The 14,679-nt window shown below is 51.4% G+C and carries 12 protein-coding genes; 7 read left to right on the forward strand and 5 right to left on the reverse strand.

The window, feature by feature from the left end:
* Positions 1-8 precede the first annotated feature (8 nt).
* On the forward strand, positions 9-626 hold the full coding sequence (gene dmsB, locus HVX64_RS09075) for a dimethylsulfoxide reductase iron-sulfur subunit DmsB (protein ID WP_043000749.1): 618 nt from the start codon (positions 9-11) through the stop codon (positions 624-626).
* Between the two features lies 1 nt (position 627).
* On the forward strand, positions 628-1,491 hold the full coding sequence (locus tag HVX64_RS09080) for a dimethyl sulfoxide reductase anchor subunit family protein (protein ID WP_043001202.1): 864 nt from the start codon (positions 628-630) through the stop codon (positions 1,489-1,491).
* A gap of 192 nt (positions 1,492-1,683) precedes the next feature.
* On the opposite strand, the gene ycaC is transcribed toward HVX64_RS09080, so the two are convergent.
* Positions 1,684-2,310 carry an isochorismate family cysteine hydrolase YcaC gene (gene ycaC / locus HVX64_RS09085; protein ID WP_043001201.1) on the reverse strand — a complete coding sequence of 209 codons (627 nt, stop codon included), beginning with the start codon at positions 2,308-2,310 and terminating at the stop codon, positions 1,684-1,686.
* A 312-nt stretch (positions 2,311-2,622) separates the two neighbouring features.
* On the opposite strand from ycaC, the gene HVX64_RS09090 reads away from it, so the two are divergent.
* Entirely contained in the window at positions 2,623-3,771 is a 1,149-nt protein-coding gene (locus tag HVX64_RS09090; protein WP_043001200.1) for an MFS transporter, read from the forward strand.
* A 115-nt stretch (positions 3,772-3,886) separates the two neighbouring features.
* Here the strand turns inward: HVX64_RS09090 and pflA are convergent, their stop codons facing one another.
* The 4 genes from pflA to ycaO all read right to left on the reverse strand — a co-directional run bounded on the left by pflA (position 3,887) and on the right by ycaO (position 10,194).
* On the reverse strand, positions 3,887-4,627 hold the full coding sequence (gene pflA / locus HVX64_RS09095) for a pyruvate formate lyase 1-activating protein (RefSeq protein ID WP_043001199.1): 741 nt from the start codon (positions 4,625-4,627) through the stop codon (positions 3,887-3,889).
* A 204-nt stretch (positions 4,628-4,831) separates the two neighbouring features.
* Positions 4,832-7,114, reverse strand: coding sequence for a formate C-acetyltransferase (gene pflB, locus HVX64_RS09100; RefSeq protein ID WP_043001198.1), 2,283 nt, complete (start codon positions 7,112-7,114; stop codon positions 4,832-4,834).
* 56 nt (positions 7,115-7,170) lie between these two features.
* Positions 7,171-8,028 (reverse strand): formate transporter FocA, encoded by an 858-nt coding sequence (gene focA, locus HVX64_RS09105; protein ID WP_043001197.1) that lies wholly within the window; start codon positions 8,026-8,028, stop codon positions 7,171-7,173.
* Positions 8,029-8,433: 405 nt separating this feature from the next.
* The gene (gene ycaO, locus HVX64_RS09110) at positions 8,434-10,194 is read right to left on the reverse strand and encodes a 30S ribosomal protein S12 methylthiotransferase accessory factor YcaO (protein ID WP_043001976.1); all 1,761 of its coding nucleotides are present in this window, start codon (positions 10,192-10,194) and stop codon (positions 8,434-8,436) included.
* A 136-nt stretch (positions 10,195-10,330) separates the two neighbouring features.
* On the opposite strand from ycaO, the gene HVX64_RS09115 reads away from it, so the two are divergent.
* From HVX64_RS09115 to HVX64_RS09130, 4 genes are all read left to right on the forward strand, one after another.
* A complete protein-coding gene (locus HVX64_RS09115) occupies positions 10,331-11,023 on the forward strand; it encodes a DUF421 domain-containing protein (RefSeq protein WP_043001196.1) in 693 nt (230 codons plus the stop codon).
* Between the two features lie 203 nt (positions 11,024-11,226).
* On the forward strand, positions 11,227-12,315 hold the full coding sequence (gene serC / locus HVX64_RS09120; RefSeq protein ID WP_043001195.1) for a 3-phosphoserine/phosphohydroxythreonine transaminase: 1,089 nt from the start codon (positions 11,227-11,229) through the stop codon (positions 12,313-12,315).
* Between the two features lie 72 nt (positions 12,316-12,387).
* Positions 12,388-13,671, forward strand: coding sequence for a 3-phosphoshikimate 1-carboxyvinyltransferase (aroA, locus tag HVX64_RS09125; protein ID WP_181825386.1), 1,284 nt, complete (start codon positions 12,388-12,390; stop codon positions 13,669-13,671).
* Between the two features lie 143 nt (positions 13,672-13,814).
* A complete protein-coding gene (locus HVX64_RS09130) occupies positions 13,815-14,576 on the forward strand; it encodes a M48 family metallopeptidase (RefSeq protein ID WP_043001193.1) in 762 nt (253 codons plus the stop codon).
* The last annotated feature ends 103 nt before the right edge of the window (positions 14,577-14,679 follow it).

Consider the following 14,679-nt stretch of genomic DNA (forward strand, 5'->3'; position numbering starts at 1 on the left):
AGTAACCGATGACAACCCAGTATGGATTTTTTATTGATTCCAGCCGTTGCACCGGTTGTAAAACCTGCGAACTGGCCTGTAAAGATTACAAAGACTTAACCCCGGATGTCAGCTTCCGCCGCATTTATGAATATGCGGGCGGAGACTGGCAGGAAGACAACGGCGTCTGGCACCAGAACGTGTTTGCCTATTATCTCTCTATTGCCTGTAACCACTGTGAAGATCCGGCCTGTACCAAGGTCTGTCCGAGCGGGGCGATGCACAAACGGGAAGACGGCTTTGTGGTGGTGGATGAAGATGTCTGCATCGGCTGTCGTTATTGCCATATGGCCTGTCCGTACGGCGCGCCGCAGTACAACGCCGCCAAAGGCCACATGACCAAATGCGACGGCTGTCATGACCGGGTGGCGGAAGGCAAGAAACCGATCTGTGTCGAGTCTTGTCCGCTACGTGCGCTGGATTTCGGTCCTGTCGACGAACTGCGTCAGAAACACGGCGATCTGGCGGCGGTTGCTCCGCTGCCTGGCGCACACTTTACGAAGCCGAGTATTGTGATCAAACCGAATGCCAACAGCCGCCCGACCGGGGATACCACCGGTTATCTGGCGAATCCGAAGGAGGTGTAAGATGGGAAGTGGATGGCATGAATGGCCGCTGATGATCTTCACGGTCTTCGGACAATGTGTGGTCGGTGGCTTCATTGTCCTGGCGCTGGCGCTAATGAAAGGCGACCTGCGGGCCGAAACGCAACAGCGCGTGATTACCTGCATGTTTGCGCTGTGGGTGCTGATGGGGATTGGCTTTATCGCATCTATGCTGCACCTTGGCTCGCCAATGCGGGCGTTTAACTCGCTTAACCGTGTCGGTTCATCGGCGCTGAGTAATGAAATTGCCAGCGGTTCGATTTTCTTTGCGGTTGGCGGGATCGGCTGGCTGCTGGCGGTGTTGAAAAAGCTCTCTCCGGCTCTGCGTAACCTGTGGCTGCTGCTGACGATGGTGCTGGGTGTACTGTTCGTCTGGATGATGGTGCGCGTCTATAACAGCATTGATACCGTACCGACCTGGTACAGCGTCTGGACGCCGCTGGGCTTCTTCCTGACTCTGCTGATGGGGGGGCCACTGCTGGGCTATCTGCTGCTGCGCGTGGCGGGAGTCGATGGCTGGGCGATGCGTCTGTTGCCTGCGGTTTCACTGCTGGCGCTGGTGGTCAGTGCCATCATGTCGGTGATGCAGGGCGCAGAACTGGCGACCATTCACAGCTCTATTCAGCAGGCTTCTGCGTTGGTACCTGACTACGGGGCGTTGATGGCCTGGCGGATTGGGGTGCTGGCGCTGGCCTTGTGCTGCTGGATTGTTCCGCAGTTGAAAGGGTATCAGCCTGCGGTTCCGCTGCTGTCAGTGGCCTTTATTCTGCTGCTGGTGGGAGAACTGATTGGTCGCGGCGTATTCTACGGTCTGCATATGACCGTCGGTATGGCGGTTGCCAGCTAAGTGAATAACCGGGGCTTTCGCCCCGGTCAGATTACTGACAAGGAAAGAAAAAGCGTGGTTTTTCCTTCCTTGTGGTAATCAGCCGAAAATCAATGAATTGATTTTCCTGGTTTTTAATGAGGTGATCTTTACTTTTCCGGTATCGGGATGAAGTTTGTCATCACTCTCACCGGGGCTTTCGCCCCGGTTTTACTATTTCTGTTTAGTCAACGTATCGTAGCTGGTCATCAGGTTGCGATAATCCGGAATGTGGTTGGAGAACAGCGTCGCCAACCCCTCAATATCATTACGCCAGTCACGGTGCAGTTCGCAGGCCACACCAAACCATGTCATGAGCTGAGCACCGGCCTGCGACATTCTATCCCACGCCGAATGACGGGTAATTTCATTAAACGTACCCGACGCGTCGGTGACGACGAAGACATCAAAACCTTCTTCAATGGCTGACAGTGCCGGAAATGCCACACAAACTTCGGTCACTACACCCGCAATGATCAACTGCTTTTTCCCTGTCGCTTTGACGGCCTTCACGAAGTCTTCGTTATCCCAGGCGTTGATATTCCCTGGCCTCGCAATGTACGGGGCATCAGGAAACTGGGCTTTTAATTCGGGGACCAGCGGGCCGTTTGGTCCGGTTTCGAAACTGGTGGTGAGGATGGTAGGCAGCTTGAAGTATTTGGCTAAATCACCCAGCGCGAGCACGTTGTTTTTGAATTTATCAGGGTCAATATCCCTGACCAGTGACAGCAATCCGGCCTGGTGATCCACCAGAAGAACCGCTGCGTCATTTTTATCGAGACGAACATAAGGCCTGGTCATTCTCTTCTCCTTGCTTGAGTCAACTCTGCGCCCGAATTCATTCAGGTGCGTATGGTTCATTCAAAGCATAGAACGGAAAAAAAACCTGCCGGGACTATGAGATTTTTCGACTGATCGAAACGGAATACCTTTGCGTTAAATCAATAAAAACAGTCACCTGTAGTTGATTGGTTATCAGTAATACATAATCTTAATCAATAAATTCAATCGAAGACGGAAAAGGGCCGCCACACCACGGTTTCCGCCGATTGACAATGTTTTTGTTGGTGGCATGATGCGCGTGAAATTTGAACTTCCTCACGGTTTATACTCATGTCCACCTATACCCGACCTGTCTTGCTTTTGCTGGCTGGTCTACTTCTGCTGACCCTGGCGATTGCGGTGCTGAACACGCTCGTCCCGCTTTGGCTCGCCCAGGAAAACCTGCCGACGTGGCAGGTGGGTATGATCAGTTCGTCCTATTTCACCGGTAATCTGGTCGGGACGCTGTTAACAGGGGCTTTAATCAAACGCCTCGGGTTTAACCGTAGTTACTATCTCGCCTCGCTGATTTTTGCGGCCGGTTGTGTGGGCCTCGGGGTGATGGTCGGCTTCTGGAGCTGGCTGGCATGGCGCTTTGTCGCGGGCATTGGCTGCGCGATGATCTGGGTGGTTGTGGAGAGTGCGCTGATGTGCAGCGGGACATCACGTAACCGCGGTCGCCTGCTGGCGGCCTACATGATGGTCTATTATGTGGGGACCTTCCTCGGACAACTGCTGGTCAGCAAAGTCTCGACGGAACTGATGAATGTGCTGCCGTGGGCGACGGGACTGATTCTGGCAGGGATTTTACCGCTGCTCTTTACCCGCATCCTGAATCAACAGTCTGATGAACACAACGACACGCCAATTACCGCAATGCTGAAACTGCGTCAGGCGCGGCTGGGCGTTAACGGCTGCATCATTTCCGGGATTGTCCTGGGTTCGCTGTACGGCCTGATGCCGCTCTATCTCAATCATCAGGGCATGAGTAATGCCAGTATCGGTTTCTGGATGGCGGTGCTGGTTAGCGCGGGGATCCTCGGGCAGTGGCCAATCGGGAGACTGGCGGATAAGTTTGGTCGACTGCTGGTACTGCGCGTGCAGGTGTTTGTGGTCATCCTCGGAAGCATCGCGATGTTAAGCCAGGCAGCGATGGCACCTGCGCTCTTTATCCTGGGGGCGGCCGGTTTTACGCTCTATCCGGTGGCGATGGCCTGGGCCTGTGAAAAAGTGGAACATCATCAACTGGTGGCGATGAACCAGGCGCTGCTGCTAAGCTACACCGTTGGCAGCCTGTTAGGGCCTTCCTTCACCGCCATGTTGATGCAGAATTATTCCGATAATCTTCTGTTTATTATGATTGCCAGCGTGTCGTTTATTTATTTGCTGATGCTGCTGCGCAATGCCGGACATACTCCGAACCCGGTTGCTCACGTTTAATTCAGCGTCAACAGGAAGCAATGTGTGTTATTGCATCCTGTTTTGGTTAATGTTCTGTATTCCCCGACAGAAAGCAAAAAGGCTACCCGTCGGATAGCCTTTTTAAAAGACGCAATCAATACATCACTTTATGCCCGTACTGCTCAAGAATGCCTTTAACGCGTTCCATCGTTTCCTTCTTCGGTGGATGTACACCATCGAGTTTGTACTCTTCGCCCATCGCCACCCATTTATGTTTACCCAGTTCGTGATAGGGCAGGAGCTCGATTTTTTCAACGTTGCCCATATCGCGGGTAAATTCACCGAGTCGGTGCGCGGAGTCGTCATCGTCGGACCAGCCAGGTACCACGACGTAACGGATCCACACGTTGATATTTTTGTTTGCCAGATAGCGGGCGAACTCCAGCGTACGGTGGTTGGAAACGCCGACCAGGTTCTGGTGGATCTCATCATTCATCTGCTTGAGGTCGAGCATCACCAGGTCAGTGACTTCCAGCAGTTCATCAATCACCGGGTCGTAGCGGCGAACAAAACCATTGGTATCCAGACAGGTATGGATACCTTCTTGCTTACAGGCACGAAACCAGTCACGGACAAATTCCGCTTGCAGGATGGCTTCACCGCCTGACGCCGTTACGCCGCCGCCGGATGCGTTCATAAAGTGGCGATAGGTCACGACCTCTTTCATCAGTTCTTCAACGGTGACTTCTTTACCGCCATGCGTGTCCCACGTATCGCGGTTGTGGCAATACAGACAGCGCATCAGGCAGCCCTGGAAGAAAGTAATAAAGCGGATGCCTGGGCCGTCAACGGTACCACAGGATTCAAAGGAGTGAATGCGACCAATAACTGACATTGCGGTGTTTCTCCAGATGTGGCCCATCCGGGGCCGTGTTGGTGCACAGCTCATTGGCTGTGTCGAGTCTGTTTTGGCGGTTATCCATTGAGTATAGATAGCTGACAAAACAGGCTGCAGTCGGGAAACGACCTGTTAAAAAGGCCCCACTTACGTGGAGCCTTTATTGTACGCCTTTTACCGCGTGATTTCAGTCAAAACACATTACATGGTTTGAGTGAAGGTACGGGTAATAACGTCCTGCTGCTGTTCTTTCGTCAGGGAGTTAAAACGTACTGCATAACCAGATACACGGATGGTCAGCTGCGGATATTTTTCCGGATGTTCCATCGCGTCCAGCAGCATTTCACGGTTCATCACGTTCACGTTCAGGTGCTGACCACCTTCGATGGACGCTTCATGGTGGAAGTAACCATCCATCAGACCGGCCAGGTTAGTCTTACGAACTTCGTCGTCTTTACCCAGTGCGTTCGGAACGATAGAGAAGGTATAAGAGATACCATCTTTCGCGTAAGCAAACGGCAGTTTAGCAACAGAAGTCAGAGAGGCAACAGCACCTTTCTGGTCACGACCGTGCATCGGGTTAGCACCTGGTCCGAACGGCGCGCCAGCACGACGACCATCTGGGGTGTTACCGGTTTTCTTACCATACACAACGTTAGAGGTGATGGTCAGAACAGACTGTGTCGGGATAGCGTCACGGTAGGTTTTCAGTTTCTGAATTTTCTTCATGAAACGTTCAACCAGGTCAACCGCCATGTCATCAACGCGCGCGTCGTTGTTACCAAACTGCGGGTATTCGCCTTCGATTTCGAAGTCGATAGCCAGACCGTCTTCATCACGAATCGGTTTAACTTTCGCATATTTGATAGCAGACAGGGAGTCAGCCGCAACGGACAGACCTGCGATACCACATGCCATGGTGCGAATAACATCACGATCGTGCAGCGCCATCAGAGAGGCTTCGTAGCTGTACTTGTCGTGCATGTAGTGGATAACGTTCAGCGCGGTGACATACTGCTTAGCCAGCCAGTCCATGAAGTGGTCCATGCGCTCCATGACTTCGTCATAGTTCAGCACGTCGCCTTTGATTGGCTCAGATTTCGGGCCAACCTGCATTTTCAGTTTTTCATCAACGCCGCCGTTGATCGCGTACAGCATGGTTTTCGCCAGGTTTGCACGCGCACCGAAGAACTGCATTTGTTTACCAACAACCATTGGGCTTACGCAGCAAGCGATAGCGTAGTCGTCGTTGTTGAAGTCCGGACGCATAAGGTCATCGTTCTCATACTGCAGAGAAGAGGTGTCGATGGACACTTTAGCGGCGAATTTCTTGAAGTTCAGAGGCAGTTTTTCAGACCACAGAACGGTGATGTTCGGCTCCGGAGACGGACCCATGGTGTACAGGGTGTTCAGGAAGCGGAAGCTGTTTTTGGTAACCAGAGTACGGCCATCAACGCCCATACCACCGATGGATTCCGTTGCCCAAATCGGGTCGCCGGAGAACAGTTCATCATATTCAGGCGTACGCAGGAAACGAACCATACGCAGTTTCATGACCAGGTGGTCAATCATTTCCTGAGCGTCTTGTTCAGTGATTTTGCCTGCTTTCAGGTCACGTTCGATGTATGCATCCAGGAAGGTGGAGACACGACCGAAGGACATTGCCGCGCCGTTCTGAGATTTAACCGCAGCCAGGTAGCCGAAGTAAGTCCACTGAATCGCTTCCTGAGCGTTGGTTGCCGGACCAGAGATATCGCAGCCATATTTCGCAGCCATCTCTTTGATCTGACCCAGCGCACGGTGCTGTTCAGCAATTTCTTCACGCAGACGGATAGTCGCTTCCAGGTTTACGCCGTTTTCCAGGTCAGACTGCAGGGAAACGAACTGAGCGTATTTGTCTTTCATCAGGAAGTCGATACCGTACAGCGCAACGCGACGGTAGTCACCGATGATACGGCCACGGCCATAGGCATCCGGCAGACCAGTCAGAACACCGGATTTACGGCAGTTCAGAATGTCTTTGGTGTAAACATCGAAAACGCCCTGGTTGTGGGTTTTACGATATTCAGTGAAGATTTTTTTCAGCATCGGGTCCAGTTCGCGGTTGTACGCTTTGCAGGAACCTTCAACCATTTTGATACCACCGAACGGGATGATCGCACGTTTCAGCGGAGCTTCAGTTTGCAGACCAACAATTTTCTCGAGCGCTTTATTGATGTAGCCAGCGTCGTGAGAAGTGATGGTGGAAGCAACAGAGGTGTCAAAGTCAACAGGCGCGTGAGTGCGGTTTTCCTGTTTAACGCCTTCCATTACGCTGTCCCACAGTGCAGTGGTCGCATCAGTCGCGCCAGCCAGGAAGGACTCGTCACCCTCGTACGGAGTGTAGTTTTTCTGAATGAAGTCACGGACGTTTACTTCATTCTGCCAGTCACCTTTGGTAAAACCTTCCCAGGCTGTGGCTAACTTTTCATTAAGCTCGGACATGTAACACCTACCTTCTTAAGTGGATTTTTTATTTACTGCGTGTATCGCGACATCAATTAATGATGATCGTTGTCACGCAGATAAATGACCCAGTATGTCAACCCAACCAACAAACCCCCGCCGATAATGTTACCGATCGTAACCGGAATCAGGTTATCAGTGATGAAGTTCATCGCGGTCAGGTGAGAAAAACTTTCCGGCGTCGAGCCAACTGCGCTCCAGAACTCCGGTGTTGCGAGATCACGGATTACAATACCCATCGGAATCATAAACATGTTTGCGATACTGTGCTCAAAACCGCTGGCAACAAACATCGCAACCGGTAATACCATGATAAACGCTTTATCCATCAGGCTACGGCCTGAGTAGCTCATCCATACAGCCAGGCATACCATCAGGTTTGCGAGGATACCGAGACTGACGGCTTCAACAAAAGTATGGTGCATTTTGTGGTCGGCGGTTTGCAGGACGTTCAGTCCCCACTGGCCGTTGGCGACCATATATTCGCCGGAAAGCCACATCAATAGCACAAAGAGCAAGCAACCAATCAGGTTACCAAAATAGACGTTGAGCCAGTTTTTTGCCAACTGACCCCAGGTGATTCGGCCACTGGCTTTGGCAACGACAATCAACACGGTTGACGTAAAGAGGTCTGCACCGCAGATGACGCAAAGAATCAACCCCAGAGAGAAGCAGATACCGCCAATCAATTTCGCCATACCAAAGGGCATCGTACCTGTACCGGTCGTTGCAGTGATATAGAAAACAAAGGCGATGGAAATGAACACACCGGCAGTAATTGCCAGGAAGAAAGTCTTAAGCGGATGTTTCGTTGCTTTATAGACACCTGCCTCTTCGGCCACTTTGGCCATTGCTGCAGGGAGTAAAAGATCAAAAGGGTTGTCAGCTTTCACACTAACTCTCTCTTTATTAAGTCGGCGACGAGATACTAACAAAGCATTATAGATGAGAAATTGATGTAGATCATATCCCGCCTGGCTTATAGGCCCGTAATACGCATGGTTTTTATGCAATTACGGAGTAATTAATTGATTTTTATGATAAAAATAAATTTTAAATTTTAGCAAATGAGTTGAAAATTTTCCTTCCTACGTCTGTTAGCCAGTTAATTAATATGGAGTAATTGGCAGATAAAGTAACAACTATCCATTAAATTATGTAATATCAACTACCAACATTTAACCTTGTTATTACATTTATTTTGGGGTATTCAAAAATAAATAAAAAGGGGCGCTTAGCGCGCCCCGTAATATAGCCCAGACGATTATTTAAACCTACTCAGCGTAGGTTGATTGGCTTTATTTTGACCAAAATGAAGATTTTGCACGCTGCAACTTCTCATAGGCCTTCAACAGCGACTGGTGTGATGCGAATGCGTGCAGATCGCTGTCAACCGGCTGCAGACCATAAAAGGCGGCTTCACCGCTCAATGCTGCACTGGCGGCTTCGACGGCATTTGCGCCATACATACGGACAAACGCGTTCAGATATTGCAGCGGTTCACGTTCTTCTTCCTGCGACAGCAGTAACAGCGTTTGCAGGCAACGGTAATAATTCGCCCGCTCGGCGCTAAAGATCGACGTATTAAATTCCATCGTCCATTCGGTCCAGATCAGTGCCTGTTCCAGATCACCACCTGCCAGCGCCAGCATCGCTTTCAGTTCCCCAATACGCAGGGTGTACCAGCCGTTATCTGAACCGGTAGCCAGGCCTAACAGTTCACGAACGCGGGTGAAATCATCAAACCCTTCTTCATCGAGTTGCTCAATCAGGTTGAGATAGTCTTCTTTATCCCAGCGACTATTCGGCAGTGAGAGCAGGGTCTCGCGCAGATGGACGCCCATGGCGTTATTGGCTAACCACAGATCTTCAGCAGGATAAATATCAGACATCCCCGGAACGATGATCCGACAGGCGTAGACACCGAGATGTTCGTAATCGGCGATGTACACCTCTTTATCTTCCGCGTTGAAGATCGCCATCAGGGTGGCAAACTCTTCTTCTGTGGTACCGGAGAAACTCCAGTCAACGAACGGGTAGTCGGCATCCTGCTTGAACAGATCCCAGGAGATCAGACCGCTGGAGTCAATGAAGTGTGTTTCCAGGTTGGTATGCTCAGCCACTTCTTCATCGTCGAAGGTCGGCGGCGTGAAGACGTCGAGATCTTTCAGACCACGGCCCTGCAGCAGTTCCGTCACGGTACGTTCCAGTGCGACGCCAAAATCAGGATGTGCGCCGAAAGAGGCGAAGCAGGTGCCGTTAGCCGGATTGAACAGCACAACGCAGATCACCGGATACTGACCGCCCAGAGAACCGTCGTAAGCAAAGATGGGGAAACCTTCCGCTTCCAGCGTTGCAATAGATTCCACTACCGCCGGGTAGCGTGCCAGCACGTCGGCCGGAATTTCCGGCAGGCTGATGCTTTCGGCAATAATGCGATTCTTCACATAACGTTCAAAGACTTCAGATAACCCTTGCACGCGCGCTTCGTTACGGGTGTTACCGGCGGACATCCCGTTTGAGACGTACAGGTTGCCGATAATGTTCATTGGAATATAGACGGTCTGGTTATCCGACTGGCGGGTAAACGGCAGGCCGCAGATACCACGCTCTTCGTTGCCAGACTGCAGGTCGATCAGCATGCTACCGGTCAGTTCGTTCTCGGGATCGTAGAAGGCACGCAGGCGGGCATCCAGCAGACCGTCCGGTACGTCATCATTTTCGGTCAGCGGGAACCATTTCTCGTTCGGATAATGCACGAACGGGCCATTAGCGATGGTTTCACCCAGCCAGAAATCGGCAAAGAAATAGTTGGTTGACAGACGCTCAAAATATTCGCCCAACGCCGAGGCCAGCGCGGCCTTTTTCGTCGCCCCTTTGCCGTTGGTAAAGCACAGCGCACACTCTTTATCGCGAATGTGTACGGACCAGACATTCGGCACCGGGTTCAGCCACGAGGCCTCTTCAATATGGAAACCGAGGTCGAGCAGTTTTTGCTGGAAGCGAGCGATGGAGTCTTCCAGTGCGGCGTCTTTGCCGGGAATAAATGTTTGCGTCATGAAAATCACTTTTGTCGTACGGAAAGCGCGCAATGATACGGGTTTTACGTGACTGACGCTATCGCCGCCACTGACGCGGCGCAAATAAAAGTTTTGGCTATGCTTGTAGGCAGTGATCCACCATAAGAGCATAAAAATGAAAGCGTTTGATTTACAACGGATGGCACTCGATAAAGTGCCGATGGAATTCCTCGGTGAAGTGGCTTTACGCAGTCTGTATACCTTCGTACTGGTCTATCTGTTTCTCAAACTCACAGGACGACGCGGCGTGCGACAGATGTCGCTCTTCGAAGTGCTGATTATTTTAACGCTGGGGTCGGCGGCGGGTGACGTGGCCTTTTATGATGATGTCCCGATGTTGCCAGTACTGGTGGTCTTCATTACCCTCGCGCTGCTGTACCGTCTGGTGATGTGGCTGATGGCGCGCAGTGAAAAACTGGAAGATTTACTGGAAGGTAAGCCCGTCGTGATTATTGAAGATGGCGAGCTGGCGTGGGAAAAACTGAACCAGTCAAATATGACCGAGTTCGAGTTTTTCATGGAGCTGCGACTGAATGGCGTTGAGCAACTGGGACAGGTGCGCCTGGCGATCCTTGAAACGAATGGTCAGATCAGCGTTTATTTCTTTGAAGACAGTGAGGTAAAGCCTGGCTTGAGCATTTTGCCGAAGTATTGTACGCAACGTTATAAAGTCGTTCCTGAAGCGGGAGAGTATTCCTGTGTGCGATGCAGTGAAGTGATCACAATGAAAGCCGGCGATCGTCAGGCGTGCCCGCGGTGTAAAAATCCAGAATGGTCGAAGGCCAGTCGGGCAAAACGGGTCGTCTGACAGCAAAAATATCGGTCTTTTATCGTCAATCCCGAAGATTCTGTTGTGTGAGCGAACACTCATTTTTACTCGAGTTTGTTTTAGCCATTGCGGCGCGTGTCACTGAATGATAAAACCGATATCCACAGGAATAACTTATACCCAATCTCTGTTCATGTACGAAAAGAGATTGGGTTAATAACAACGCAACGTGGTGAGGGGAAATGGCTCAGGTCTTCAATTTTAGTTCAGGTCCGGCAATGTTACCGGCAGACGTGCTTAAACTGGCTCAAAAGGATCTTTGTGACTGGAACGGTCTTGGTACGTCCGTCATGGAAGTGAGCCACCGCGGCAAAGAATTCATCCAGGTCGCGCAAGAAGCGGAGCAGGATTTTCGCGATCTGTTGAATATCCCCTCCAACTACAAAGTGCTGTTTTGTCACGGCGGTGGTCGCGGCCAGTTTTCTGCCATTCCGCTGAACATTCTGGGCGACAAAACCACGGCAGACTACGTTGATGCAGGCTACTGGGCAGCCAGCGCCGTCAAAGAAGCGAAAAAATACTGCACGCCGAATGTGATTGACGCCAAAGTTTCGGTCGATGGCCTGCGCGGCGTGAAGCCGATGAGTGAGTGGCAGCCTTCTGCTGATGCAGCGTATCTGCATTACTGCCCGAACGAAACCATCGATGGCATCGCAATTAACGAAACGCCCAATTTTGGTTCCGATGTGGTGGTGACCGCTGATTTCTCCTCAACCATTCTCTCCGGACCGCTGGATGTTTCACGCTATGGCATCATTTATGCGGGCGCACAGAAGAACATTGGCCCGGCGGGTTTGACTATCGTCATCGTACGCGAAGATTTACTGGGTAAAGCGAATGTGGCGTGTCCGTCGATCCTCGATTATTCCGTTCTGAACGACAATGACTCGATGTTCAATACGCCGCCGACCTTCGCCTGGTATCTTTCCGGCCTGGTGTTCAAATGGCTGAAAGCCAATGGTGGCGTGGCGGCGATGGATAAAATCAATCAGCAAAAAGCAGAACTGCTGTACGGTGTGATTGATAACAGTGACTTCTATCGTAACGATGTCGCGAAAGCGAACCGTTCACGTATGAACGTGCCGTTCCAGTTAGCTGACAGCGCGCTGGATAAGCTCTTCCTGGAAGAGTCTTTTGCTGCGGGCCTGCACGCGCTGAAAGGCCACCGCGTTGTCGGCGGAATGCGTGCCTCCATTTATAACGCGATGCCGCTGGAAGGGGTAAAAGCGCTTGCCGATTTCATGACTGATTTCGAGCGCCGTCGCGGCTAATCAGGTGTCTCTTTTCATCCCCACAGCCTTGTCTGTGGGGTTTTTATTTCTGTCTTTTGAGAGTTGAGTTTCATGGAATCCCTGACGTTACAACCCATCGCACGGGTCGATGGCACGATTAATCTGCCAGGCTCGAAGAGCGTATCAAACCGCGCGCTGTTACTGGCGGCGTTAGCGCATGGCACCACAGAGCTGACCAACATGTTAGACAGCGATGACGTTCGCCATATGCTCAATGCCCTGAGTGCGTTGGGGATTGATTACACTCTTTCTGCGGATCGCACCCGCTGTGAAATCACGGGTAACGCAGGCCCGCTGCACGCCGAAGGCGCATTAGAGCTGTTTCTGGGCAATGCCGGAACGGCAATGCGACCGCTGGCCGCCGCACTGTGCCTTGGCGCAAACGATATTGTGCTGACCGGTGAACCGCGTATGAAAGAGCGCCCGATTGGTCATCTGGTGGATGCGCTGCGTCAGGGCGGGGCGAACATTGAGTATCTGGAGCAGGAAAACTATCCGCCGCTTCGACTGCGTGGCGGATTTACCGGCGGACAGGTTGAGGTTGACGGCAGCGTCTCCAGCCAGTTTCTCACTGCGCTGCTGATGACCGCGCCTCTGGCACCCCAGGATACGGTGATAAGTATCAAAGGCGATCTGGTGTCGAAACCGTATATTGATATCACGCTGAACCTGATGAAAACCTTTGGCGTTGAGATAGAGAACCAGAGCTATCAGCGCTTTGTGGTCAAAGGCGGTCAGCAGTACCACTCTCCAGGTCATTATCTGGTTGAAGGAGATGCTTCATCGGCCTCCTATTTCCTCGCGGCAGGCGCCATTAAAGGTGGAACGGTGAAAGTGACCGGGATTGGCCGCAACAGCATGCAGGGCGATATCCGTTTTGCCGATGTGTTGGAGAAAATGGGCGCGACCGTCACCTGGGGTGACGACTTTATCGCCTGTACCCGTGGCGAACTGAATGCCATCGATATGGACATGAACCATATTCCGGATGCCGCCATGACTATCGCGACAGCCGCGTTGTTTGCCAAAGGTACGACAACGCTTCGCAACATTTATAACTGGCGGGTGAAAGAAACTGACCGTCTGTTTGCGATGGCGACCGAACTGCGCAAAGTCGGCGCGGAAGTGGAAGAGGGGCATGATTTTATTCGCATCACGCCGCCGGCACACCTGAAGTTTGCCGACATTAGCACCTATAACGATCACCGTATGGCGATGTGTTTCTCGCTGGTGGCGTTATCTGATACGCCGGTTACGATCCTTGACCCGAAATGTACCGCCAAAACCTTCCCTGACTATTTCGAACAGTTGGCGCGTATCAGTACCCCTGCCTGATTTCTCTCTTCGCGCCGGTCAACTGGCTGGCGCGATATCGTCTGTATCTGTACTTTTTTCCTGTTACTGCTAATGCTAACGTGTTGATGATTTAATATTTTGATTTATATGTGTTTTATTATAAATATCAACGGAAGATTAGCATGAAAAATAAATCACTCCTGATTACTATTGCAGTATCCGCAGCGCTGCTGGCGGGATGTAAAAATGGCGTTAATGGTGACATGCTCGCCAGTTCGGGCATGTCGGCCTATAAAGCAGCCACGCTTTCTGATACCGATGTCAAAACGTTGTCCAGCAACGCCTGCAAACAGATGGATAGCCAGAATCAACTTGCGGGAAAAAGCAGTAAATACACCAGGCGTCTGGGTAAGATTGCCAAAGCTCTGGGAAATAATATTGATGGTACTCCGGTCGATTATAAGGTCTACATTACTTCTGACGTCAATGCGTGGGCAATGGCGAACGGCTGTGTCCGCGTTTATTCCGGTTTGATGGATCTGATGACCGATAATGAAATCGAAGGGGTATTAGGTCACGAGTTAGGTCACGTCTCTTTAGGGCATTCCCGCAAAGCAATGCAGACGGCTTATGCTACCCTGGCCGCGCGTGATGCTATTTCTGCCACCAGTGGCGTGGCTTCACAACTCTCTCAGTCGCAGTTAGGCGATTTGGCTGAAGGGGTGATCAACTCGGCGTTCTCCCGCAGTCAGGAATCTGAGGCTGATGACTTCTCCTATGACCTGATGAAAAAACGTGGCATCAATACGCAGGGGTTAGTGAGCGCATTCGATAAGTTAGCCACAATGGATGCCGGCCACGCTAAATCCCTGATGGATTCCCACCCGGCGTCAGCCGACCGTGCTCAGCATATGCGTGACCGTATCGCTGAAGATAAAAAGTAAAACATTGTCATCTTTCGGGCTGGTTTCTCCCCGGCCCGCTATAATTGCGCAATTATTCTTCACCTGGTGACAGACTAAATCGGTTTTTGCACACAACGTTAAC

It is taken from the genome of Citrobacter sp. RHB20-C16, from assembly GCF_013890155.1.
GTDB lineage: Bacteria > Pseudomonadota > Gammaproteobacteria > Enterobacterales > Enterobacteriaceae > Citrobacter_A > Citrobacter_A amalonaticus.